This is a genomic window from Virgibacillus sp. Bac332 (assembly GCF_003667785.1).
Lineage (GTDB): Bacteria > Bacillota > Bacilli > Bacillales > Amphibacillaceae > Virgibacillus > Virgibacillus salarius.
In genome coordinates, this window is record NZ_CP033046.1 from 2307921 (window position 1) to 2332038 (window position 24118).

Genomic DNA, 24118 nt, shown 5'->3' on the forward strand with positions numbered 1-24118 from the left:
CTGCCGGTTATATCGAGATAAATATATATTTCAATTTTTCTACACTATTTTAATCCATATTTTCATCTTTTTTGATTATGCTTTACAATACATATAAAAGTGTAATCGTTTAATCACCTAGTTGAGATTCTACTTAGGGAAGGTGAACATGTTGAAAGGTGTTTATAAATTATTAATCATTGAAGATGATGAAAACATGGCAAACGTATTGAAGACTCTCCTTGAAAAATGGAATTTTCATACAATGGTTTGTAATGACTTTGAAAATATTTTAAAAGTGTTTGAAAAAGAAGAGCCTCATATTATTTTAATGGACATTAATATCCCGTCTTTTGATGGATTTTACTGGTGTAAAAAGATTAGAGAGATTTCAAGTGTTCCTATAATCTTTTGTTCCTCAAGAAACAGTAATATGGATATTGTAATGGCTATCAATAATGGTGGAGACGATTATATACAAAAGCCTTTTGATAGTTATGTACTAGTTGCCAAACTGCAAGCAATTATTAGACGTACGTATGAGTATAAATCAGATTCCAATCAAATCATTGAATGTAAGCAGGTCATACTAAATTTAAGCGATACAGCGGTTTACCACCAAGATCAGAGGGTAGAGCTTACAAAAAATGAGTTTGAAATTTTAAAAACATTGATGGAGAATAAAGGAAAAGTGGTCACACGAGATCGATTAATGAAGAAGCTCTGGGATGATGATATTTATGTAAACGAAAATACCTTAACTGTTAATATTAACCGTTTACGAAGTAGATTAGAAGATATCGGTGTCGTGAATTATATAGTAACGAAAAGAGGAATGGGTTATATAATTCAATGAAGATACAAGATTATTTAAAAGCTCACAAGCTATGGGTGGTAAGTAACGTAATTGTACTTTTTATTGTTAATAGTATTTACATTAGTACTGTAGTAGAATATAGATCTTCTGATTTATTGTATATGAACGGCCTACTAATCATTATACAACTATCTTTTCTATTAATTGGATTTTGGCAACAAAAAAATAAATATAACAAAGCTATGAAAAGCTCGATGGAAGAACTAGAAAAAATGGCCATTCATGATGATGATTACATTATAAATATGCTCTATACTTTATTACAGCAACAACGATTTCAACACCAAAACAATGAAGAAGCGTTTAAAAAGAAAATCAATGAAATACAAGATTATATTACACAATGGGTTCATGACATTAAAGTTAATATAGCAGTATGTGACCTGCTACTTGATGAAACAGAAGATATAAAGGTAAGAGATTTACGAAATCAAATAGAGCAAATTAAATTTAGAGTAAATCAAACGCTATATATCACTCGAGCAAATCATTATAGTCAGGATACAGTTGCTGAAAGAATAGACGTTGGTCAAGTTCTAAGAATGGCAATAAAAGAGAATGCGCTTTTCTTGATTAATAAAGACATTACGATTAATACGGATTTACACCATATTACGGTTATTAATGATAAAAGGTGGGTTTATTACATTTTTACCCAAATATTAAATAATAGTAGTAAGTATACCCAAAAAGGGGGAACAGTACAGATTAATAGTGAAGAGGATGATCATGCATATTATATTTACATTAAAGATGATGGCATTGGTATTCCTAAAGAGGATTTGGGGAGGATTTTTGACAAAGGCTTTACTGGTAAAAATGGAAAAAACGTTACCAAATCTACTGGTATGGGACTTTACTATACAAAGAAAATATCAGAAATGCTTCAAATCGGTATAGATGTTAAGAGTGAAGAAGGAGAATATACAGCGTTTACAATTATATTTTATAAACTATCAGATTACTTCAACATAGCATCTAATGGTTAAAAGTTTAAGAAAAGGTGGGAGTTTCATAATGAAAAAGATAAAACTTTTCTGTATCCCATATGCTGGCGGGTCTGCTACTGTTTATTCGAAGTGGAAAAGATTAGTAAGTGCTAATATCGAAATCGTAGAAGTAGAATTAACAGGTAGAGGACGTAGGATAAATGAGGCTTTAATAGATAATATGGATGATATGATAGAGGATATTTATACGAGCATTAAAGATCAATTACAGGAACCTTATGCAATATTTGGTCATAGCATGGGTGGACTTATTACATACGAACTTTGTCAAAGATTAAAAAAGGAAAGCCATCAAGACCCCGTACATATTTTTATTTCCGGAAGAAAAGCACCACATATAAAGAATCCATTTTATGATTATCACGATTTACCATTTGATGAATTTGTAAAGAAAATTGTAAATTATGGTGGAATGGAACGAGAGATTTTTGAAAATAAGGAGTTGGCTGAGATTTTTGTACCTATCCTACGAGCAGATTTTAAGTTGATTGAAACGTATGAATATAGCCAATTAAATCATCGTTTAGACTATGATTTTTCTATATTTCATGGCAATAACGATCACACGGTTCAATGGAATGACATAATACAATGGGATGAAATAATAAGTGGGAACAGTAAATATCATCGAATCCCTGGGGGACATTTTTTTATTAATGAGAATACAAGGCAAGTAACAGATATCGTTTGTAATGTTCTAGGAAATGAAATAAACAGCTTAACTAAAGGAATGGGGCCAACATTCAATGTGTGAAGTTTATGGTGTAAACATTGCACAAGGAATTGGTGACCAACCGTTTCAGCAATTATTAAGCATATTACCGTATGAAAAACAGAAGAGAATTAATCGATTTAAATTTGTTAAAGATGCGGAAAGAAGTCTAGTAGCAGAGTTATTAATTCGTTACCTCTTAAACATAAAGGGATTTACCAACGGTGAAATTCACTTTCAACTTAACCCATCTGGGAAACCATTTTTGCAAAATGTACCAAATATTGCATTTAATTTAAGTCATTCTGAAAACTGGGTCGTCTGTGCACTGGATAAGACCCCTGTCGGTATTGATGTTGAACATGTACAGTCTATTGATTTACAAATAGCAAATCAATTTTTTACGGATGTAGAATGCCATTATATATTTTCTAATTCTTCTGCTCAGATGGATAGATTTTATGAAATATGGACGATGAAAGAAAGCTATATAAAAGCAAGGGGACATGGGTTATCCATTCCATTGGATTCATTTTCCATAACCGCATTAAATAATAAATTTAAGATTGAGGTCCATAATACGATAAGTAAGTATAATGTAAAACTAATGACAGTCGATCCAAAATATAAGCTTGCACTATGTTCGATGAGTAATAATACTCCTGCACCTGTTACCGTTATACCCCTGGACAACTTAATTACCAATCATTTGCAAGATAGGTTATCTTAAGGGAGAAATGATCTCCCTTATTTTAGTTTCAACCTCAAATTTCTGGTTATGCATATAGATGTCCCTCCTTTGTAGTCATTATCCTCCTTACTTTAATTTAAAATTCTAGAAAACTAACATAAATGTCACATAACTATTTAAAATGTAACCTAAATCGATAGAGAGTGATTTTATTGCGAATTATAATAAAATTAAAACGTAATTAAGTTGGGTTGGAGGTTGAAATCTTTGAAAAAAATAGTAGAACTATCCAATGTAATTAAAGAATACGGTAAATCAAGTAATTCTTTTCGGGCATTAAAAGAAGTAAGCTTCGACATTAACGAAGGAGAATTTGTTGGCATTATGGGGCCATCTGGTTCAGGTAAAACTACATTGCTTAATATTATGTCTACAATTGATAAACCTACGTATGGAAAAGTCTTACTAGATGGTAAGGATTTAAATGAATTTAAAGGAGAGAATTTAGCTGGGTTCCGAAGAGATAATATTGGTTTTGTTTTTCAATCCTTTAATTTATTAGACAATATGACGGTAAGAGATAATATCGCCTTACCACTTACTTTAAATAATGTAAGACATGAAATTATTTTACAAAAAATTGATACGTTCACGAAGCTATTAGGGATCTCCGACCAAATGGATAAATATCCTGTTGAATTATCTGGAGGTCAAAAACAAAGAGTAGCTATCTGTAGAGCTCTAATTACGGATCCAAAGGTTATTTTTGCAGATGAACCAACTGGAGCATTGGATTCTAAGTATTCATCTGATGTGTTAGAGTGCTTTAAAAATGTTAATAGTAGGTTAGGGATCACCATTATTATGGTAACACATGATTCCAATGCAGCCAGTTACTGTGATCGTGTAATGTTCTTAAAGGACGGAAAGATGCACGGTAGATTAGATAGTAATGGTAACAAACAGGAAATGTTTACAAAAGTATTAGATATGCTTGCTATCCTGGGAGGTTCGGATAATGAACTCCTTTAGAATTGCTTTTAAGCTAATGCGAAACAATTCTAATATCTATGGTCTGTATTTTTTAGTGTTAGTAGTAACAGTTGCTACTTACTATAATTTCGCGGCCATTCAGTATAATGATAAATTTGTGGAATTAACCGAAAGAGTCCAGTCTGCTGTAGTAGCTAGTTTCGCCTCTGGATTTGTCTTGATATGTACAGTTGTATTTTTTATGTGGCATGCGAACAGTTTTTTTATAAAACAGCGTCAAAAAGAAATTGGGCTTTATATGTTGATGGGAATTAGCAATGCTAGAATTGGCAGAGTATTAGCGCTAGAAGGTTTGTTTATTGGTGGATTAGCTTTTACTGTTGGCTTGATCATTGGTATCTTATTTTCCAAGCTTTTCTTTATGTTATTAAGTAAGGCAATGTTTTTAGATGTTGTATTACCATTCAATATTTCAATAGAAGCAATTATACAGTTAATATTGGTGTTTGGGGTTATCTTTATCTTACTGGGAATTAAGAATTATAGTGCTATCAAGAAGAAACAGTTAATCGATATGTTACATGCTACGAAAGAAAAACCTGCTAAGCCAAAATATAGTCTACCTAAAGGTATTCTAAGCATTTTTTTAATTGTAGCAGGCTATTTCATTGCACTTAATATTAAGCCTTGGCAATTAGACTTATTGCTTGCTGCGGTAGCGATCGTGTTTTTAGTTAGTCTAGGAACATACTTATTTTTTGGAAGTTCATTAACAGTCATTTTAAGTAACTTAATTAAGACAAAGCGTTTTATTTATAAGGATGTAAGACTAATCAGTATAAGCAGTATTTTTTTTCGGTTAAAGGAGAACTATCGAAGTTTAGCAATGACAGCAATTTTGGCAGCGGCGACCGTTACAGCATTTAGCGTTAGTATTTCATTTAATCAATTTGCAAATAGTCACGAAGTGATTGAAACACCTTATAGTTTTAGCGTTGAGAGTGAATCCCCAGATACTAATGAATTGGTTAGAGAAGCTGTTGAGTCTTCTGAACATAGCTTAAAGGGAGTTCATGATCTGCATTTTTTTATTGGAAAGGTCCATTATGATGATTCCCGTAATGAAGTGGATAAAAATAATGAAGCTATAATTACGAGCTATTCACAGATGGAGAAAACACTGGAGTATTTACAGTATAAAGGTAGAGACAATCTGTTAGATCAGATTAAGCCATCTCAAAATGAAGCGACATTTATTCTAAATCCTAATACGATTGCTTCTCCTATGAATATTCTCGGAGATAAGATGAAGATAAATAAAACTGATTTCCAGATTGCAGAATTTACCCAAGTTCCATTTATAGGTAACAATAGTAAGTATGGACGAATGAACGTGTATGTTCTCCAAGATCAAGATTATGAAAGACATGTTCAAGATTTTGAAGAACTAACGCTTACTGGAGTAGACATCACCAATCAGGAGAACAGTAGTGAGTTAATTAGTAATATCAAACAAATAATTCCTAATGGGGAGCAAATGCTTTATGAGAATCCGAAACAATATATCTGGGAGTACTATGCTTTAGGAACATTGTTTTTCTTAGGTTTAATTATTTCGATTGTATTCATGCTTGCGACATTTAGTACGATTTACTTTAAGTTTTTAAGTGATGCTTTTTCTGATAAAGAACAATATGCGATGCTTAAAAAGGTTGGCATGAGTAGAAAAGAAGTCCAGCGTTCGGTTAATTTAACGGTTGGAATTGCATTCTTAATCCCTATCATAATTGGTATTGTCCACAGTGTGGTAGCGATGAAGGTATTGGAGCAAATCATGAGTGTGAAATTTACCTTCCCGCTTTTACTAGGGGTAGGTTGGTTTGTTTTTGTCATGACCTTCTTTTATAAAGGTATTATCAGAAGCTATACCAATATGGTCTATAAAGATTAAGCTTTTTATGGCCTAATTTCACAAAACAACATTGCAAAGGGGAGTTTTAAAGATGTCTTGGTTTACCAAATGGTCTTTTGCCAACAAAGCGGCTGTAACTCTAGTAACCTTAATTGTTCTGATATTGGGAGTCCTTAGTTACTTTAGGATGCCTATGGAATTCTTGCCAAAAGCGGAAACACCACAGATTAGAATCATCGCAATGGGGCAGGGTGTTAATTCTAAGTCGATGGAAACTGATGTCACAAGTCCGATTGAACAATCAATTGCAGCGGTAACTGGAAAGAGTGGAGTTCTTTCAACAACTGGTGATGGTTACAGTAAGATTGATGTGTTTTTTGAATATGGAACAGATATGGATCAAGCAAGACAAGATGTACAAGAATTAGTAGATTCGGTATCTTTACCTAATTACGTATCAAAACCTTCTGTAACAAAGCTGGATACGTCCTCTATTCCAATTTCCTTTGTAGCAATAACTTTTAAAGATGGTATCACAGCAGAAAATCTAGACTTTGTAAAAGAAAAACTGGAGCCAATATACAGAGATACAGAAGGAGTAGCAGAAGTACAAATACAGGGAGTTGAAGATTCCTTTGTTTCAATCCAATTAGATCGTGAAGAATTAGATGAATTACAAATACCAGTTCAAACTGTTATTGAGGCTCTACAAGGGCAGGATGGGTCATTTGCAGTAGGAGAAAATATCATTGAAGGTAATGCTAGTAATATTACAGTGGTTGGTAATATAGATAGTCTAGAAGACCTTGAGAATATTACTGTATCAAAAAATGTTCAGCTCGAAGATATTGCTATTATTCAAAAAACTAGACCAGGAGATGTTATTAATCGCTTTAATGGGGAGGATAGTATTGAATTTACCATTGTTAAAGATAGTACATCCAATGCAGTGACACTTAGTGAAGAGGTCGATAGCATAACAAAAGAAATAAGTGATAAATATGATAATTTAGAAGCTACTGTGTACCTGACTACAGCGGATATGGTCAAATCATCGGTACAATCGATGATCAAAGAAGTTCTTATTGGCGCTCTATTTGCAACAATTGTAATTATGCTATTCCTTCGGAAAATTCGTTCTACCTTTATTACGATTGTTTCAATACCATTATCACTATGTATTACATTAATTTTATTATCCCAATCAGGAATTACGTTAAATATTTTAACACTCGGTGGTGTAGCTGTAGCAGTTGGGCGTTTAGTAGATGATAGTATCGTTGTGATTGAAAACATATTTAAGAAAATGCAACAAGAAAAGTTCTCGGTAGGGATGATAATTGATGCAACAAGGGAAGTAGGCGGAGCAATTACTGTTGCAACTTTGACAACTGTCGCTGTTTTTTTACCGATAGGGCTAGTGAATGGGAGTTTACAAGAATTTATTTTACCATTTGCCTTAACAATTACGTATTCGTTACTTGCTTCATTACTAGTTGCATTAACAGTCGTTCCGCTTATGAGTGCAGGACTATTAAAAGGTTCAAAATTAACAGAGTATAAACCACCTGTCCGATTTAGAAAGGTTGTTAACTGGTCATTGAGCCATAAGTTCATCACGTTAACGATTGCTTTATTATTATTCTTTGGTTCAATCGGTGCATATTTCGTAATGCCAAAAGGAGTAGTGGATGATTCGAGTACAGATTATATACAAGCAACATTAAAATATCCCTCTGATACTCCGCTTAAAAAGGTAACAGAAAGCACATTGAAGCTGGAGTCGAAAGTTCAGAAAATAGAAGGAGTTAAACATGTTATCACCTATTTGGGTAACTCGAGCTCTGCCGTTCAATCGGGAGTCGTTAAGTCGCCTACAGAGGCACAGGTGAGAGTGTTACTTTCAGATGAAGAAGAGGTTGATCGTATAATGGAGGAGATAGAGCAGCAACAGGATTTATTTTCGGGCGCTGATTACAGTGTAGTAGCAGCTTCTTTCCTTGGATCAACAGCAACAGATATTAATATTGATGTAACAGGTGATAATTTAGAGAATATTGAAGATGTTACAAATGAAATAGTCGAACAGATTGAAGATGTAGAGGGAATTGAGGAAGTCACAACAAACCAACAAGAGAAGAAAAGCGTTTATTCGTTTGAAGTGAATTCTGCTAAAATCAATACTGAGCAAGTGGCATCTCAACTAGGCATATTATTAAATAAAACACCAATTGGGACGATTGATCTTCAAGGTGAAAAGACTAATATTGTATTAGAACCATTGCTGAGCACTGAAACAGAAGAGGATTTAGAGGATATCTCGATATTAAGTGAAGACGGCCCTACACCTATTACCGAAGTAGCATCGTTAAAGAGTGAGCGTACAGCTACCAATCAGTATCATAAAGATGGCGAACCATTCTTACAAGTAACGGCAAAAATAGATCCAACAAAACTATCCGAAATTAATGCAGATATTCGTACTACTATATTCGGAGATGGCGAGAAAAATGGGATTAAAATTCCCGAAGATGTTGAAGTATTTATTGGTGGAGCTAATGTCCAACAATCAGAAGACTTCAATGATCTATTCATGACGATGGGCATTTCCATTGGCTTAGTATTTTTAATCCTTGTTGTAACTTATAAAGGGATTAAAACACCAATTGCGATACTCATCACATTGCCGCTAGCATTAATTGGTTCCATTGTTGGCTTATTAATTACAGGAATTTCAGTAGATACGACCGTATTATTAGGGGCATTAATGCTCATTGGTATCGTAGTGACAAACGCAATTGTCTTATTAGATCGCGTAAAACAAAATGAGAAAGCGATGAGTATAAGAGAATCCTTATTAGAAGCCTCACAACGGAGATTACGTCCGATTATCATGACAGCTATCTCCACAATCAGTGCCATGATTCCACTGTTATTTGGAACAGCAGAAACAGGAAGCCTTGTATCAAAAAGCTTAGCAGTTGTTGTTATTGGAGGATTAACTATATCTACCTTATTAACGTTAGTAGTGATTCCATGTGTTTACGAATTATTGCATACCAAGAAGAGAAAAAGATCAGTTATAGAAAAGAATTAAATATAGCTTTTTGTTAGCTAATGGAGAAAATGATATGACGATTTATGAAAGAGTATCATTTTCTCTTTTTCAGAACATTCGATATAATGATGAAGAGACAAGGTCGTATAATAAAAAGCAGAAGGGATGGTGAAGATGGAAGCCATAATTGAAGTAAAAAACCTTAAAAAGGTCTATAAAAAAAGAAAAACGAAAGAATCTCTAATAGCTGTAGATGATATTTCATTTTCGGTTAATCGGGGAGAGATTTTGGGTCTGTTAGGTCCAAATGGTGCAGGAAAGTCTACTATAATTAAGATGATCTGTGGACTTCTTATTCCAGATGATGGCTCTATTATAGTAAATGGCATTAACACCCAAAAGAAGCGATTGGATGCGCTACGCCATATAAGCGCAGTACTTGAAGGGAATCGTAACCTGTATTGGCGTCTATCAGTAAAGGAAAATTTAGAGTATTTTGCTGGAAATAGAGGACTTTCTAGTAAAGATATTGCTGAACAAATTGAAGGCCTTTTGACCAAGTTTAATCTAAAAGACAAAGAAAATGAATTAGTGAATCGACTTTCGCGCGGAATGCAGCAAAAACTTGCCATTGCAGTTGCAATGCTTGCAGATAGCGAGATTATTTTACTGGACGAACCAACTTTAGGACTTGATATTGAAACAAGCTATGAGGTTCGCGAACTATTGAAGTCAATTGCCAAAGGGTATAACCGAACTATTATTATCAGCTCTCATGATATGGATGTCATTCAAGCTATTTGTAACCGGACTATTGTTATTAACTACGGAAAAGTAGTTGCAAATGATAATGTGGAAAACCTACTACGTTTGTTTGAAGTTCGCTCCTACAAGATTCAACTAGGTGATCATTTGACTGATCGGCAGTATAAGATGTTGGTAGAAAAGTTTCCAGGGCTAGAATACATACCAGATTCCATACAATCTACAATCGAGGTTGATCTAAATCATAGTAAAGAAATTTATGATTTGTTTGATGTATTGAAGCTTGAGCATATCCCGGTTGAGACAATTGATAGACAAACAGTTAATTTTGAAGAAATCTTTATGAAAATTGTAAAGGGAGAGAAAGAATATGCGATGGTATATCCTTCTTAAGACAAATGTTCGTAAAGAGTACATAGAGCTAAAACGCTATCTACCTAATACCATAGCTATGCTACTTACTTTTTATTTCATCTTTTTAGCAATGTTTTTAGGTATTCAAGTAATTGGGGATCCTGGTACTCAGGATGTAAACACGCAATATATTATTGTCAATTATGTTTTTTGGTTTTTGACGGTAATGGTTATAAATCAAATTGGCTTTGATATCATCAATGAATCCATGCGAGGTACACTAGAGCAACTTGCTATGTCACCTATGGGGATATGGAGAATCATGACTGCTAGACTTGTTGCCACAACAATACTGAATTTTATAATTGTCGTTATATTATTACTCATGTCTATGCTAACTACCGGACAATGGCTAAATATTGATGTGGTGACTATAATCCCAATTCTAGTATTGACACTTTTTAGTATGTATGGGCTAGGCTTAATTATTGCAGGTATTTCAATAGTGTTGAAACAAGTACAAGCTTTTCTCCAAATTTTACAGTTTATTTTAATGGGGTTAACGTTTATTCCATTATCTGTTGCACCTATCTTATCTTTCTTTCCATTTGTAAAAGGTGTGGATTTAATGCGAAGTGTGATGATAGAAGGCTTAACTTTATCCTCTATAAATTTGGGGGATATAGCAATATTGCTTATTAATGCGATTATTTACTTTACTTTAGGCTTAGCAACCTTTCTTTGCTGTGAACGGATAGCAATGAAAAAAGGATTGCTGGCACAATACTAACAGCTAAAATCAGTAAGTAAATAAGATAGAAGAAAAACTAGAATGCAGCCAAATGTATTTTAGTTTTTCCTGTGTCCTTTAGAAAGGAGTTTTTTATTGAATAATAAAAAATTAGAGAATTGAGAATAACTCTATACTGTCATCTAAAAGGGAGAGTAGAGGCTCTTTTTTATTAATCTAGGAAATTATAAAATTAGTCCATGTATAAATATCGAGCCGTGTCCAGCTCCAACGCCCAGAAACGGAATAATTAGGGGGATTATCAAGAGGATAAAGGCGACCTTGTTTTATTTGATCAACGAATCCATCTATTCATTCTAAGGAAGCGATGCAATGAAGACGCTCTAAAATAGGGTATTTGTTCAAAACTCTGGATTAGTAGAAGAGGAGACTGGCAAATGGAATTTGAATTTAGCTCTAGAATATAGGACAATGAAAAAAAGAAAAAATAACCAGAATAAGAGATGATCTTCATGAATTTGGTTTGCAACACCTAGAAAATCATAACGTCTATCAATTAAGTGAGGGAGAACAACGGATCGCTATTATCAGATTAATTTTACAAGACAGTGATTCGGGACTTGCCGATGGACCAACAGCAAGCCTTGACAGCGATAATGAAAAAATCATATTACAGTATTTAAAGCAATTAAATCAGAAGGGAAAGACAATTATCGTGGTTACACATCATCCAGCTATTTTACACTATTTCTCCCGTGTTATAAGTTTAAGCGATAGTGTATTAATGTTTCGTATGTAAAGTTGGATGCATTGGATTGGACGGAATATTTATTTATGGATTTAACTCTTAACATAGTAGTTATTCTTGTCATCGTAAGCTACTTATTTTTAGAGAAGGAGAAAATAATTGACAACGAAAATATGTGATTGCGGGGTCAAGGATAATGTTTATTTCCAAATGTGATCAATATCTTACAAGTGTTCAAAGCAAAGATTTTGTAAAAAGAAGATAGTCAGGGGCTTTAGAAAGAATTGTTTTATCTTAATGACAATAGGGAGTATAAAAGAATATGACATTAATAGGGTTGTTAGGAACAGTTCATACTCAAGAGCTTAGAGAAAAGTTTAAGTTTTCATTTGAGTTATTAGAGGAATTAATTTTAGAATTCCGACCCGACATTATTTGTGGTGAAGTAAAGAGTGAAGATTGGAAGAACTATACTAAAAATGAGAAGCAGTACACTGGTTATCTTGGGCCAGATGAGTATAAAAAGTCAATTTTACCTTTATGCAAAGAAAGAAATATTCTCTTTCATCCAATTGATTGGTTTGATAGCTCAATTGCAAGACTTGATCATTTTGATAATTATACAAAAGGTGAACAAAAAGATTTAGAAGAACAACTCTTTATAATGTATGACAAGATACTTAAGAAAAGTAAAGAATGTAAAATACCATTTAATGGACACCAAATAGATGCACTTGTTAAAGAAAAACATAATTGGCTTCATGAAATAAATCCTGAATATCAAAATCTAACTTGGATAGCAAGAAATCAAATGATGATAATTAACATTAAACAAGTCATCAATATTAATCCACAAAAAAGAATACTTTGTACAATTGGATTTGAACATAACTATTTCTTTTTTGAACAATTATCAAAGCTTAAAAATGTAAAAATCAATTATCCATTAAGGTAAATACTAGTGGGATATGTAAGAAATATGTATGGTTTGTACATGTATTGGAACTGGACAATCAGTTTATATTTTAATCTATATTTTTAGTGTTTAAATGTAGTATGTAAACAATAATACAAAGCGCCACTATATAGCTTTTGGCTATAAACTTTCAATCAGGATGATTATTAATGCGTACAGGAAAAATAAATATCTACATAAGGAGTACTGTTTGTGAAAAATCTTGTCCTTAGCTTAACAATTATTATAATGATTGGCTTAATCATTAGTAGTTACTTTTATCAAAAACAAAATCAGCTGACACTTCCGCAATTTGATCGGTCAACTAATCTAGAAGACCAAGAAAAATCATTAGATGAACAAGCACAGTCTCAGGATGTGCCATTACAGCCAATAAATAATGATATGGTTAGCTATACACTACAAAACGACAAGCTGCATCTCACCTACAATCATGGAAATGATTGGGTAGAGGTACCAATTAAAAAGGATTTATTATTTGAAGGAGAGTACAATGGTAACAAGCAAGAACTGATTGATGGTAGTTATATCATTACAGAAAAACGGGCTGCATTTTTATATTCAGAAGGTGATAACTGGGAAACAAAAAGAATAGGATTAAAATATTCCCTCAATCAAGGGAAAACGTGGAAAGATGGTGTTGTTGCGGAATCCTTTCCAGCTATGCGATTTAGAAAAGTTGATTTCATAAATGATCAGTTTGGATATGTGATTATTTCGGGAGGTCGAACTATGTCTCAGGAATATTCACGTGCTTATTTAACGCATGATGGAGGGAAAACTTGGGAAGCGACAAACGATTCAGGAGTAACGAGATTAATTTCAGATGGTGGTTTCATAAATAAAAACACCGGGTTTCTGTCTTTTGGAACAATCAATCCGGAAAAACCGGACTTTTATGTTACACAAGATGGAGGAAATACGTGGGATAAAGCAGTTTTTAATATTCCTGAGAAGTATGATAAAATCTTTGTTCAGGCTGAACTTCCAAAAAAAGAGGCAGATCATTTATCTGTTTTAGTTAATCAAGGTCCTAATGGTGATTATGAAGGCGGAAAAGTAAAAGGTAAATTTATTTCAAAAGATAACGGTAAAACATGGGAATTTTCAATGGAGGTACAGCTGAATGAAGCGAAATAGCACGAAACAAAAATGGATAGGCTGGATGTTATTTCTTTTTACAATTGCCTTTTTTTGTTTACAAATAGGATATTTGATTGTTCACGATAGATTTCAAGTAGAGTATATTGATAATAGATTATTTTATATGATTAATATTGTCTGTGTGGCCTGTTTATTTCTTGCAAATATTCTATTGCTGCGAATCACTAAACGATTCAAAATAATAGGTTCTAGTATCATATTCCTATTTATCGCTGTTCATGTAGTACTTCTAGTAGACAGTAATAAACAAGTTAACAATATAACAAGTGTTTCACCTGACTTTAAACATGTACTATCTATTAAAAAAAATGTTGAGAGTGGATCAGCCGTTTACTATAGGTCGTATTTTGGTATTTTAGCTCGTCCAAAAGATAGCTTACCAGCCGAGATAATTGGCGATTTTAAGGTAGATTGGTTAGCTAAAGATATCGCAGCCGTTACTTATAAAACGGCAGACAACTCGATACAGCAATTTATAGCGACATATGGGGATCGAGGTGATGGTACAAGCTATTATTATGTTGGCGCACAAATTCACGGGAATTGGCAAGGTGATAACATTAAAGTAGTTAGTAACCAAGAAGGGATCTCTGTTACACAAGCTAATCAAACAGAATTGTTTACATGGGACACTATTGAACAGTTTGGTACACTTGCAGTTGTTTTGAAGAAAAATAACGAAGCAGCTTGGACCATTTCTTTGAACGAGAATTTTGAAGTTGATTCTGCTGCTTCCCAATCAAATGTTGGCAATATTCGTTTATATAAAGCAACCTTAGAAGAAAATCAGCCAATTACGCTCCACTATAAATCTTCAAACTAAAATTAATTGTACTATTAGTGATCCCTACATTACTTTTTAGATGTAAGTATGCTACGTAATACGTAAGATTATATATAAATATTTGTTGCACCTTGTTAGGATGAATTATAAAATAACCAGAACGATTAACGGTCTAAGCTCTATGACAAACAGGGCAAAGGCCAATTAATCGTTATTTTTTTGAAACCAATTGGAGTTCCATTATTATCATAAACTATACTTTTATCAAACAAGATTTCTAATACTTTTGCAAGATCTTCTACTTCTTTTTCATCATAATTGTCAGCTTCAGAAGCACTTGCAGAAATACTACTTACATTTGTAATTAAAAATCGTTCAGAAACAGACAGGAACCTACAAAGTGTTGATTTATGGCTAACTACACGCTTTTTCGTAGTTGGCCATAAACTACAGTTTGTGGTTATCGGCTGTTTTAGAGGGAAGCGAGAAGCCATAGAGTTGTAAGTTAGCGTTCTTTGATAACTTACAACTTATGTGCAGACCTTTAGGCAACCCCCCTAAAAAATTTAATTTATTTGATTATTCTTGCAGGTTTGAAAAATTTTAGGCAGAAGTTATTATATAGGTTATTAATGTCGAAATTAAAAAGAAAGGGGGAATAGCCCTTCATTACCACGACAATAACCTTAATAAATGTTCTACTTTTAAAGGAGGAATTAAAATGAATAGAAAGAAAGTTATAAAGATATTGGCAGCACTTTTTATTTTACTATCAATCCCCACTTATTCTAGCGCATACGTACTTAATGGAAAATCTTTATCAAATAGATTAGATGCTTATTATTGGATAGATGGAGATTTCAATAGTAATAGAAGAGAAGTTTTATATGGCATATTAGCATGGAATGACACAAGCCAAATAAAATTCAGAAAAGAAGCCGGGGTTCCAGGGGGCGGGGATGTAATGGTAGAGTATGTAAACTATTATAACGGCGATATTTATGCTGTTAGTAAAGGACGTGGGCATATTATGGTTTATAAAAAATGGAAAAACATAAGTTCATATACACAAAGGAAAGAAGTCATAGTTCATGAGGTAGGTCATGAAGCAGGTTTAGCTCACACCCAAAAATCTAACAATAGTATCTCTGTAATGCGCCAATACGGTTTTAATAATAAAGCATATCCTTTATCAGACGATAAAGCTGGACTTCGAGCTAAATATTAAAAGGGGGTAAAAGTTATGAAGAAGATTACTAGTGTTTCGCTTATCCTAATATCTTGTCTAACAATAATGGTTTTTATAATTAGTAAATCGAATGAAGAAAAAAATATTATTCAAGGTAAGTCTTTAGATAATCTTTCCACAACTGAGACTTTAGTATTTGAAGCGAAGACAGATGGATTTGAGTCACTAGATGAATTAGAAAGTAATTCAAAAATCATTCTACGAGGAAAGAAAATAGGAGAAGAAAGTCCAGTAATTTATAGATCGGAAGTAGACGGTTCAGTAGCAGGTGGCTATACAGTAACTAACTTTAAAATATCAAAGGTATATAAAAATGAAACAAAAAATAAGAAGATTAAAGAAAAAGAAGAAGTTAATATAGCAGAAAATAATTTTTTTGATAAAAAAACAAACAAAACATACAGTTTTAATGGATATAAAAAAATGAATGTGAATGAAGAATATCTTTTATTTTTAACACCAGAACAAGATGGAGTATTTGCTACAAGAGGAGTCACTTTTGGTAAAATACCTTTAGAAACCAACAAAATTGAAGTTTTAAAAGACACAGAAGAACCTCTATCTTTGAATTTGCAAAAAATATTTAGTGAAGCAAGAAACCAATACAAATAATTTAAGTCATGAGGGAGATAACGTGAGAAAAACTATACAGTTAGTAATTATACTTTTAGTGAGCGTAAACATTATAGGTTGTTCTCAATCTTCAAAATATGATTCAAAAGAAGCGATAAAAAAGGGTGACGTTGTATACAGTGGAGATAACGTATACAACCTAGATATTTTTTTAAAATTTCTAGATAATATTCATAGCAATAAAAAAGATTCTATTCGAATAACTAGTTATACAAACGAAGGAGACCCTATATTTCAGGACTTGAATTTTGATGGAAATGTAATAAATTATAGTTATGATAATAGGTATGATGATTATGGAGGGGGTGATGTAGGAGTAAAAAAAGACGATTGTGAAAACATAAAGAAAGAAAGAAAGAAAGATGGAAAAATAGAATATTTCATCGTAGGTTGCTCAAAAAAACCTAATGATAGTTACTTACTTATTCGTACAGATGAATAAAAATAAACTTGAAGCATGATAGGTTGTTTACCAGAGGATATACAAATCTTCAATGTATTTTTAATCATAGATGTAAGCTAGCATAAATGCAGGAGTGTAATATTAACTGTGTAAGTAAGAAATGCGTACGGTTTCTTACTCACACAGTTGTTTTTATTTGGTAAAATAAAAACATAAAGCTAAAGGAGTGTTTTAAATGGGAAAACCTAAAAGAGATCCTAACTCCGTAGAATTAGCTAACAAGATTATTGAACAGTATCAACCAAAGTCTGTAGAAGGTTATGCAACATGCATTAAAGGACATATTTGGGCCGATGTTTGAATCGATGTTAAAAGGTGAAATGAATCATCATTTGGGCTATGGATCAAAGGAGAAAAAGAAACAAACAATAAACGGAATGGGTACGGAAAAAAGACAGTCAAAACGACTGCTGGCGAAATGAATATTGCCGTACCTCGTGACCGTGTCATTTGAAACACAACTTATTCTCAAGCGCAAAAGAAATGTTTCTGCCATCGAGGATAAAGTCATCTCCATGTATGCAAGAGGAATGTTCCAGCGAGATATTTCGTCCACTATCGAAGATACCTATGGTTTCTCTGTGTCTCATGAAATGATATCCGAAATTACCGATACAGTGCTTCCTGATTTAAAAGAGTGGCAAAGTCGCCCTTTAAGCAACTGTTATCCTTTTGTGTTTGTAGATTTCCTTTATACGACGATACGTAATGACTATGAAACAAAGAAATACGCTGTTTATAGGGGTGGTGTCAGCTTCGCTGGCACTACCCCTACTGCAAAAAGGATATTCAATAATCATTATCATCACGCAATAGAGGTTGTGAATTTGCATTCCTATAGGAAAGGTGAGGTATCAAAGATCATAGAAGAATTAAATATCCTTTTGATCAAATAAATATTCCTTTAGCTTTGTATACAGAAAAACCCAAGTTAGTAGATTACTACGAACAACATGGATTTATAAATTATGGAAGGTGTGGAGTTCATAGAGAATATTTTATGGTTAAATGGCCAGAGTCGTTATAGAACATGGAGAACAGAGGTTTAATGCTAATAGACATTACCAGCCTTTAGACCATTAAATAAGACTTAAACCAATAACATAATCCAAATTCCTTAACATACAAGAATTTGGATTTATCTATATAGAAATTTTCTTAGCGTACAAAATTTCCGAAATGGTGGCAGTACCCCCTTACTATTCTTTCTACAATTTTATTTATAATACCCTCCTACTAACAATACAACCAGAAGCAATTGGAAGATATGAAGGTGTTAGTCCACCAACCATCACGATTCCTCCAAGTGCAGATCCCATGGAACCACCTAAGTAATTAGCTGAGCTGTTTAAAACAACTACAGATGATCCGTGTTCTGGCTGTAGCTGAAGTAATACATGCTGCTGTGGGCCAATGAAGCCCAACCCATTTCTCCCCATACCATGAAGGGGAGAAATGCTAGAAAAGTAATTCCAAGCACCAATGGTAAACTAAACATTGCTAATGCTAATAGAGCAAGTATTCCACCTATAATCCAGCTTGGACGTCCTATTCGATCAATAAGCGTCCCAATAGATAAGTTTCCGATAACACCACCAATTCCCCATGCCCATAAATATGGTGTTACTTTTGGTACACTTGCAGTTGTTTTGAAGAAAAATAACGAAGCAGCTTGGACCATTTCTTTGAACGAGAATTTTGAAGTTGATTCTGCTGCTTCCCAATCAAATGTTGGCAATATTCGTTTATATAAAGCAACCTTAGAAGAAAATCAGCCAATTACGCTCCACTATAAATCTTCAAACTAAAATTAATTGTACTATTAGTGATCCCTACATTACTTTTTAGATGTAAGTATGCTACGTAATACGTAAGATTATATATAAATATTTGTTGCACCTTGTTAGGATGAATTATAAAATAACCAGAACGATTAACGGTCTAAGCTCTATGACAAACAGGGCAAAGGCCAATTAATCGTTATTTTTTCTTCACTGTCTATTCATAGTTTCTTATTATCTACTTCAAAAGGTCTTACAGCATGTTACTTCTTTCGTTGTTTATTTATTATAAGTATGATCAATTGCCCTAGAAAAGCCACTAGTACAAGGCAGCCAGAAGCAATTGGAAGATATGAAGGTGTTAGTCCACCAACCATCACGATTCCTCCAAGTGCAGATCCCATGGAACCACCTAAGTAATTAGCTGAGCTATTTAAAGCAACTACAGCTGGTCCGTGTTCTGGCTGTAGCTGAAGTAATACATGCTGCTGTGGGGCCAATGAAGCCCAACCCATTGCTCCCCATACCATGAAGGGGAGCAATGCTAGAAAAGGAATTCCAAGCACCAATGGTAAATTAAACATTGCTAATGCTAATAGAGCAAGTATTCCACCCATAATCCAGCTTGGATGCCCTATTCGATCAATAAGCGTCCCAATAGATAAGCTTCCAATAACACCACCAATCCCCCATGCCCATAAATATGGTGTTACTTGATGGATTTCCTGTAAATCTTGCAAGATTGGAGAAATATACGTGTAAAGACCTAAACTAGCAAGGGCAGCAACAAACGTTATGCCCACTGTTGCTGTGACACGTCCATTAGTCATCATTGCAAAACGTTGGCGCAATGAAGCTGGTTGTGAAGCAGGAATGTCCGGGAACCAGAGTATAATCCCGATCATAGCAATAATGCCGAGTGTAGTAATTAACCACAACGTACCGTGCCAACCTATCTCTGTGGCCATAATTAATCCAAGAGGAACCCCTATGACTGTGCCCAAACTCATACCACCTAATACCGTACCTAAGGCACGTCCACGTTTTTGAGGAGGAACTAGTGCGGCTGCTGCGGCTGTTGCAAGCGGTGAATAGAGACCAGCTCCAATACCTGCAATTGCCCGAGCCAATAGTAGCAGGGGGAAATTCGAGGCAAGTGCACTCATGCATTACCTAATGAGAAAATAACTAGTGCGATAACTAATATTCTTCGAGCTGGTTTGCCCGCTAATAATGTTGCGAAAACGGGGGCTGCAAGTGCAAAGCAGAGGGTAAAGACAGTGACTGCCTGTCCTGTCTGTGAGTCGCTAGTCTTAAAGGTTGCTCCGATATCAGGTAACAAACCAGCTACTACATAAGCATCAAATCCAAGCGTAAACATTCCTATAGTGAGAAGAAAAACCATTCTCATTTTACCCCTCCTTAAATGTCTCAGTATAATTTGTCAATGCTAATCAGAGTGGGATATAATTTTTTTGTTATATCGATATGTTATAATGATGGAGCGATTGACATTTGAAATAATATCATATCGATAGCCTCAATAGAATAATCAATATCTTAGAAGGGTATAACAAATAGTTATAACAGATGTGGGGTAAAAGAAATGAATACAGTGTGGATGCAAAGCTTTATAGAAGCTGCAAAGCAAAAAAGCTTGTCTAAAGCAGCTAAGGAAAATAATATATCTCAACCGGCATTGAGCAAACATATACGAAATTTAGAAAATGAACTAGATGTTGCGTTGTTTTACAGGACCTCTACGGGTATTGAGCTTACAGAAGCTGGAGAACGTTTTCGCTCTCGAATTTTACCTGTTATTACTGAGCTAAACGCGATCCGTCAAGATTTACGGCAGTTTTCACGAACTTCACCTATAGCGATAGGAAGCCTGCCTAGTCTAGCAACCTATTATTTGCCACCAATGATTAAGAAGCTTCAGTCTTTAGCCCAACCAGCAACGCTAATGATTCAAAATACTTCAAATGAGCTTGTACAATCATTAGAGGAAGGGAGACTTGATGCAATCTTTATGGATACAGTAAGTACAAGGGAATCCCTGTGGAGTTGCGAATTATTTAAGGAACCTTATTATGCGGTGTTTCCATTAGATCATCCGTATCGTTCTAGAAAAGCGGTCAAACTTGCTGAGTTATGCGAGGAGCAGCTTATTGTTCATCAATCTCCTTGTGATACAAGGAGTCGTATTATGGAGCACATGGAATTGATAGGGCAAAAACCTACTATTATTAGCGAGGTGGCTTTTGGTGATTTTATTTACGGAGCTGTAATAGCTGGAATGGGGATAACGATTGTTCCCGAAATAAGTGCAGAGCATATTGATCGTCATCAGCTTTTTGCTTTACCGATTATAGATTTCGGAAACGAGCGGTCGATTTCATTGGCCACCCGAAATGCTAAACTTGGATCACAACTTTATCAATATTTTTGTTGACATTGATTTCTTATATGTTTCCGTTAGGAGTGTAGCAGGCATTCTTACGTGTTTGGATACAAGTAGATAAGTAGTTTTAATTAGAAAGGTGAAAAATTCAGCACATTATAAGATATAATGGTTGAATACAAGTTAGATAAGTAAAATGATATATTCAAGATTAGAGATGGATGAATGAAATGAGAAGCGAGCAGGAGATAATGAATTTGATTATAAGGATTGCTAAGAATGATGAGCGTATTAGGGCTGTTTATATGAATGGCTCGAGAACGAATCCAAATGTTCCAAAGGATATTTTCCAAGATTACGATATCGTTTTTGTTGTGAGAGAAACATCCTCATTCATCAATGATGACAATTGGATCTCCAAATTAGGTAATCTATTAATGATTCAAGAACCTGATAAACTTGACAAAGGGATTGGTCAGGATAAGAATTTTGACGATACTTATGCCTATCTAATGCTATTTACAGATGTGACCTACGCCTTCAAACAGTTGATGTGATGAATCATACTTATACGAATGATAAGCTTACTCATCCAGTGTTGGATAAGGATAATATTCTGCCATCGATTCCCTCGCCATCTGATATCGACTATCATGTAAAGAAACCTACACATGGCCAGTTTGAAAGCTGTACAAATAATTTTTGGTGGTGCTTGCAAAATGTTGCCAAAGGAATATGGCGTGATGAACTGTCTTATGCAAAATTAATGTTTGAATATACCACAAGAGATTGTTTGGATAAAATGATTAATTGGTGGATTGGTATGGAACATGATTTTGGAGTGTCGACAGGGAAACTAGGAAAATATTTCAAGTACTATCTCCCTTCAACCTATTGGAAGATGTATGAAGCTACATATTCTAATTCGGACTATCAACAGATGTGGCATTCCATGTTTACTGCTTGTGAATTATTCAGGGAATTATCGTTAGATGTAGCTACATACTTTGGGTTCATCTATCCAAAGACGGACGATAACAACATAACCAAATTTCTAAAACATATTAAAGAATTACCAGCAGATGCAAAAGATATATATTAAATTACGAATAAATAAGAAAATTATTTGAATAATGGTATAACTGCATAAGTGTAAAGAAAGGAATGATTACTATGATCAATAAGCTAAATGGTATTAAAAAGGAAGCATTTGTATTTAGAAGAAAAACGATGCAGAGGAGATATTGTATTGAAGTCGGAGAACATAAACCATGATTTTGTTTCAGAAACAGAAAGATTAATAATTAGATTGTTAGATGAACAGGATTATAAACGGTGGCTGGAAGGGTTTAATAATAATTATCCTCCCCAGTACAAATATGATGATGACCACCTAGATATAAGCGAGTGGACGGAGGATGCATTTCAAAATGTTGTAAAAAAACATCGGGAATTAGCAGCTGATGATAGGGCGTATGTATTTGGGATTTTTCGAAAAATGGATGGTCAACATATTGGTAAAGTGGAATTTAGTACAATAATGAGGGGGGAATTTCAATGGGGGATGATTGGTTATCGTTTGCATAATCAATTTTGGAGATATGGCTATGGCAAGGAGGCAGTAAAAGAAGGATTGAATATCGCCTTTAGTCATCTTCATTTCCATCGGATTGAGGCCCATATAAATGTGGATAATATTCCCTCGATTAATTTAGCAGAGAGTGTAGGAATGGAGTTCGAATGTACACGTAAAGGATTTATATTTGAATTTGGAGAGTGGACGGATAATCTCGTTTATTATAAAAACGCAAAATAGCTAATTTCAAAATAGGTGCAGCTCATGTATCATATACTGACTGCACCTTTCCTATAGTCTAGGAAATTAAAGGAAATTATAAAATTTGCCCATATGGATAAAGATGGGCGTGTTGAGCCACGTTCAGCTCCAACGCCCAGAAACGTATCGACTTCACGAATCGCCCTAAGTTGTTATAAGTTTGTAGTTGAATTTTCAAAACGTGAACAATAGATAATCTTAAAAAAAAGGGGAGCTTACATGAGCCAATCAATGGGGACCGAAGAGGCAATCAAAAGATGGGATAACTTCGCTGAAAATTATTCAGAAAACCATACGGAACAAGGTGATCTTCATAAAGAAATCTTTTTAAACCCAGCTTTATTCTCACTTATGGGGAATGTGAAGAATAAAAAAGTGCTTGATGCTGGATGTGGAGAAGGATATTTGAGCAGAATTTTATCTAAGCGTGGTGCCGCTGTAACAGCGGTGGATTATTCTCCGACCATGATAGAAATCGCTAAGGAAAGAACGCCAAAAGAATTGAACGTTCATTATAGTCATGGAAATTGTGAGGATTTACATCAACTAGAGGATAAAAGTTTCGACTTCATCGTGTCCAATATGGTCATCCAAGATCTTGCGGATCATGAAAAAGCATTTCGAACGATGTATCGGCTGTTAGCAGATAAAGGTATCTTTATCTTTTCTATATTGCATCCATGTTTTGTTACTCCAGAAAGTGGTTGGGAAAGAACAGAAAACGGAGAAAAGCTGCATTGGAATGTGGACAAGTATTTTTATGAAGGAGTCTATGAACAGCCCTTAGGTGATAAAGAAAACATGCTGCTTTTCCATCGAACGTTAACAACCTATATAAATACATTAATACATACAGGGTTTGTTTTGGAGAGCATTATCGAACCACAGCCATCAAAAGACATGCTAAAAAAATACCCTTCATTTGGAGAAGATTTTAGGTGTCCTGACTTTATTGTTTTTAAATTAAGGAAATAGTC

The 24118-nt window shown here is 34.1% G+C and carries 24 protein-coding genes and 2 pseudogenes; 22 read left to right on the top strand and 4 right to left on the bottom strand.

Annotation, left to right across the window (positions count from 1 at the left end; genetic code table 11):
• Nucleotides 1-148 precede the first annotated feature (148 nt).
• The 13 genes from D9782_RS10885 (at nucleotide 149) to D9782_RS10945 (ending at nucleotide 14813) form a co-directional block, all read left to right on the top strand.
• Complete coding sequence (locus D9782_RS10885) at nucleotides 149-835, top strand: response regulator transcription factor (protein ID WP_034679502.1); 687 nt, start codon at nucleotides 149-151, stop codon at nucleotides 833-835.
• Nucleotides 832-1845, top strand: a complete 1014-nt coding sequence (locus tag D9782_RS10890) for a sensor histidine kinase (protein ID WP_026682509.1) — start codon at nucleotides 832-834, stop codon at nucleotides 1843-1845. Before D9782_RS10885 ends, D9782_RS10890 begins: the two co-directional genes overlap by 4 nt.
• A 28-nt stretch (nucleotides 1846-1873) precedes the next feature.
• Complete coding sequence (locus tag D9782_RS10895; RefSeq protein ID WP_162986380.1) at nucleotides 1874-2620, top strand: thioesterase II family protein; 747 nt, start codon at nucleotides 1874-1876, stop codon at nucleotides 2618-2620.
• Nucleotides 2613-3308 (top strand): 4'-phosphopantetheinyl transferase family protein, encoded by a 696-nt coding sequence (locus tag D9782_RS10900; RefSeq protein WP_121604759.1) that lies wholly within the window; start codon nucleotides 2613-2615, stop codon nucleotides 3306-3308. The genes D9782_RS10895 and D9782_RS10900 overlap by 8 nt, the downstream gene beginning before the upstream one ends.
• 228 nt (nucleotides 3309-3536) lie before the next feature.
• Nucleotides 3537-4301 (top strand): ABC transporter ATP-binding protein, encoded by a 765-nt coding sequence (locus D9782_RS10905; protein WP_026682512.1) that lies wholly within the window; start codon nucleotides 3537-3539, stop codon nucleotides 4299-4301.
• Nucleotides 4288-6213 carry an ABC transporter permease gene (locus D9782_RS10910; protein WP_121604760.1) on the top strand — a complete coding sequence of 642 codons (1926 nt, stop codon included), beginning with the start codon at nucleotides 4288-4290 and terminating at the stop codon, nucleotides 6211-6213. Before D9782_RS10905 ends, D9782_RS10910 begins: the two co-directional genes overlap by 14 nt.
• A gap of 52 nt (nucleotides 6214-6265) precedes the next feature.
• Nucleotides 6266-9271, top strand: a complete 3006-nt coding sequence (locus D9782_RS10915; RefSeq protein WP_121604761.1) for an efflux RND transporter permease subunit — start codon at nucleotides 6266-6268, stop codon at nucleotides 9269-9271.
• A gap of 135 nt (nucleotides 9272-9406) precedes the next feature.
• Complete coding sequence (locus D9782_RS10920) at nucleotides 9407-10390, top strand: ABC transporter ATP-binding protein (RefSeq protein WP_121604762.1); 984 nt, start codon at nucleotides 9407-9409, stop codon at nucleotides 10388-10390.
• The gene (locus D9782_RS10925) at nucleotides 10368-11141 is read left to right on the top strand and encodes an ABC transporter permease (RefSeq protein WP_026682516.1); all 774 of its coding nucleotides are present in this window, start codon (nucleotides 10368-10370) and stop codon (nucleotides 11139-11141) included. The genes D9782_RS10920 and D9782_RS10925 overlap by 23 nt, the downstream gene beginning before the upstream one ends.
• Nucleotides 11142-11625: 484 nt before the next feature.
• Nucleotides 11626-11901, top strand: coding sequence for a P-loop NTPase family protein (locus D9782_RS23565; RefSeq protein WP_240455721.1), 276 nt, complete (start codon nucleotides 11626-11628; stop codon nucleotides 11899-11901).
• A gap of 271 nt (nucleotides 11902-12172) precedes the next feature.
• Entirely contained in the window at nucleotides 12173-12805 is a 633-nt protein-coding gene (locus D9782_RS10935; protein WP_121604763.1) for a hypothetical protein, read from the top strand.
• A 213-nt stretch (nucleotides 12806-13018) separates the two neighbouring features.
• The gene (locus D9782_RS10940; RefSeq protein WP_121604764.1) at nucleotides 13019-13966 is read left to right on the top strand and encodes a WD40/YVTN/BNR-like repeat-containing protein; all 948 of its coding nucleotides are present in this window, start codon (nucleotides 13019-13021) and stop codon (nucleotides 13964-13966) included.
• Entirely contained in the window at nucleotides 13953-14813 is an 861-nt protein-coding gene (locus tag D9782_RS10945) for a hypothetical protein (protein ID WP_121604765.1), read from the top strand. The genes D9782_RS10940 and D9782_RS10945 overlap by 14 nt, the downstream gene beginning before the upstream one ends.
• Before the next feature lie 140 nt (nucleotides 14814-14953).
• Here the strand turns inward: D9782_RS10945 and D9782_RS10950 are convergent, their stop codons facing one another.
• On the bottom strand, nucleotides 14954-15268 hold the full coding sequence (locus tag D9782_RS10950) for a hypothetical protein (RefSeq protein WP_026682519.1): 315 nt from the start codon (nucleotides 15266-15268) through the stop codon (nucleotides 14954-14956).
• 227 nt (nucleotides 15269-15495) lie between these two features.
• On the opposite strand from D9782_RS10950, the gene D9782_RS10955 reads away from it, so the two are divergent.
• The 4 genes and pseudogenes from D9782_RS10955 to D9782_RS10970 form a co-directional block, all read left to right on the top strand.
• Nucleotides 15496-16002 (top strand): matrixin family metalloprotease, encoded by a 507-nt coding sequence (locus tag D9782_RS10955; RefSeq protein ID WP_121604766.1) that lies wholly within the window; start codon nucleotides 15496-15498, stop codon nucleotides 16000-16002.
• A gap of 15 nt (nucleotides 16003-16017) precedes the next feature.
• Nucleotides 16018-16635 carry a hypothetical protein gene (locus tag D9782_RS10960; RefSeq protein WP_051388429.1) on the top strand — a complete coding sequence of 206 codons (618 nt, stop codon included), beginning with the start codon at nucleotides 16018-16020 and terminating at the stop codon, nucleotides 16633-16635.
• On the top strand, nucleotides 16610-17098 hold the full coding sequence (locus tag D9782_RS10965) for a DUF4362 domain-containing protein (RefSeq protein ID WP_162986381.1): 489 nt from the start codon (nucleotides 16610-16612) through the stop codon (nucleotides 17096-17098). The genes D9782_RS10960 and D9782_RS10965 overlap by 26 nt, the downstream gene beginning before the upstream one ends.
• 196 nt (nucleotides 17099-17294) lie before the next feature.
• Nucleotides 17295-17859 (top strand): annotated as a pseudogene (locus D9782_RS10970) (transposase); the annotation flags it as partial.
• Between the two features lie 480 nt (nucleotides 17860-18339).
• Here D9782_RS10970 and D9782_RS23570 read toward each other — a convergent pair.
• The gene (locus tag D9782_RS23570; protein ID WP_240455722.1) at nucleotides 18340-18543 is read right to left on the bottom strand and encodes a hypothetical protein; all 204 of its coding nucleotides are present in this window, start codon (nucleotides 18541-18543) and stop codon (nucleotides 18340-18342) included.
• Nucleotides 18544-18561: 18 nt separating this feature from the next.
• On the opposite strand from D9782_RS23570, the gene D9782_RS23575 reads away from it, so the two are divergent.
• A complete protein-coding gene (locus D9782_RS23575; protein WP_240455723.1) occupies nucleotides 18562-18927 on the top strand; it encodes a hypothetical protein in 366 nt (121 codons plus the stop codon).
• Nucleotides 18928-19163: 236 nt separating this feature from the next.
• Here the strand turns inward: D9782_RS23575 and D9782_RS10980 are convergent, their stop codons facing one another.
• Together D9782_RS10980 and D9782_RS23580 are read right to left on the bottom strand one after the other, a co-directional pair.
• Nucleotides 19164-20066, bottom strand: a complete 903-nt coding sequence (locus D9782_RS10980; protein WP_240455724.1) for an MFS transporter — start codon at nucleotides 20064-20066, stop codon at nucleotides 19164-19166.
• On the bottom strand, nucleotides 20063-20311 hold the full coding sequence (locus tag D9782_RS23580; protein WP_240455725.1) for an MFS transporter: 249 nt from the start codon (nucleotides 20309-20311) through the stop codon (nucleotides 20063-20065). Before D9782_RS23580 ends, D9782_RS10980 begins: the two co-directional genes overlap by 4 nt.
• Nucleotides 20312-20506: 195 nt before the next feature.
• Here D9782_RS23580 and D9782_RS10985 point away from each other — a divergent pair, with 195 nt between their 5' ends.
• The 4 genes and pseudogenes from D9782_RS10985 to D9782_RS11000 all read left to right on the top strand — a co-directional run bounded on the left by D9782_RS10985 (nucleotide 20507) and on the right by D9782_RS11000 (nucleotide 24116).
• Nucleotides 20507-21355: a LysR family transcriptional regulator gene (locus tag D9782_RS10985; RefSeq protein WP_026682929.1), complete on the top strand. Its 849-nt coding sequence runs from the start codon at nucleotides 20507-20509 to the stop codon at nucleotides 21353-21355.
• 200 nt (nucleotides 21356-21555) lie between these two features.
• Nucleotides 21556-22406: pseudogene (locus tag D9782_RS10990) on the top strand (aminoglycoside 6-adenylyltransferase).
• Between the two features lie 87 nt (nucleotides 22407-22493).
• Nucleotides 22494-23120, top strand: coding sequence for a GNAT family N-acetyltransferase (locus D9782_RS10995; protein WP_080668771.1), 627 nt, complete (start codon nucleotides 22494-22496; stop codon nucleotides 23118-23120).
• A gap of 240 nt (nucleotides 23121-23360) precedes the next feature.
• Nucleotides 23361-24116 (top strand): class I SAM-dependent methyltransferase, encoded by a 756-nt coding sequence (locus D9782_RS11000; RefSeq protein WP_121604767.1) that lies wholly within the window; start codon nucleotides 23361-23363, stop codon nucleotides 24114-24116.
• Nucleotides 24117-24118: the final 2 nt, after the last annotated feature.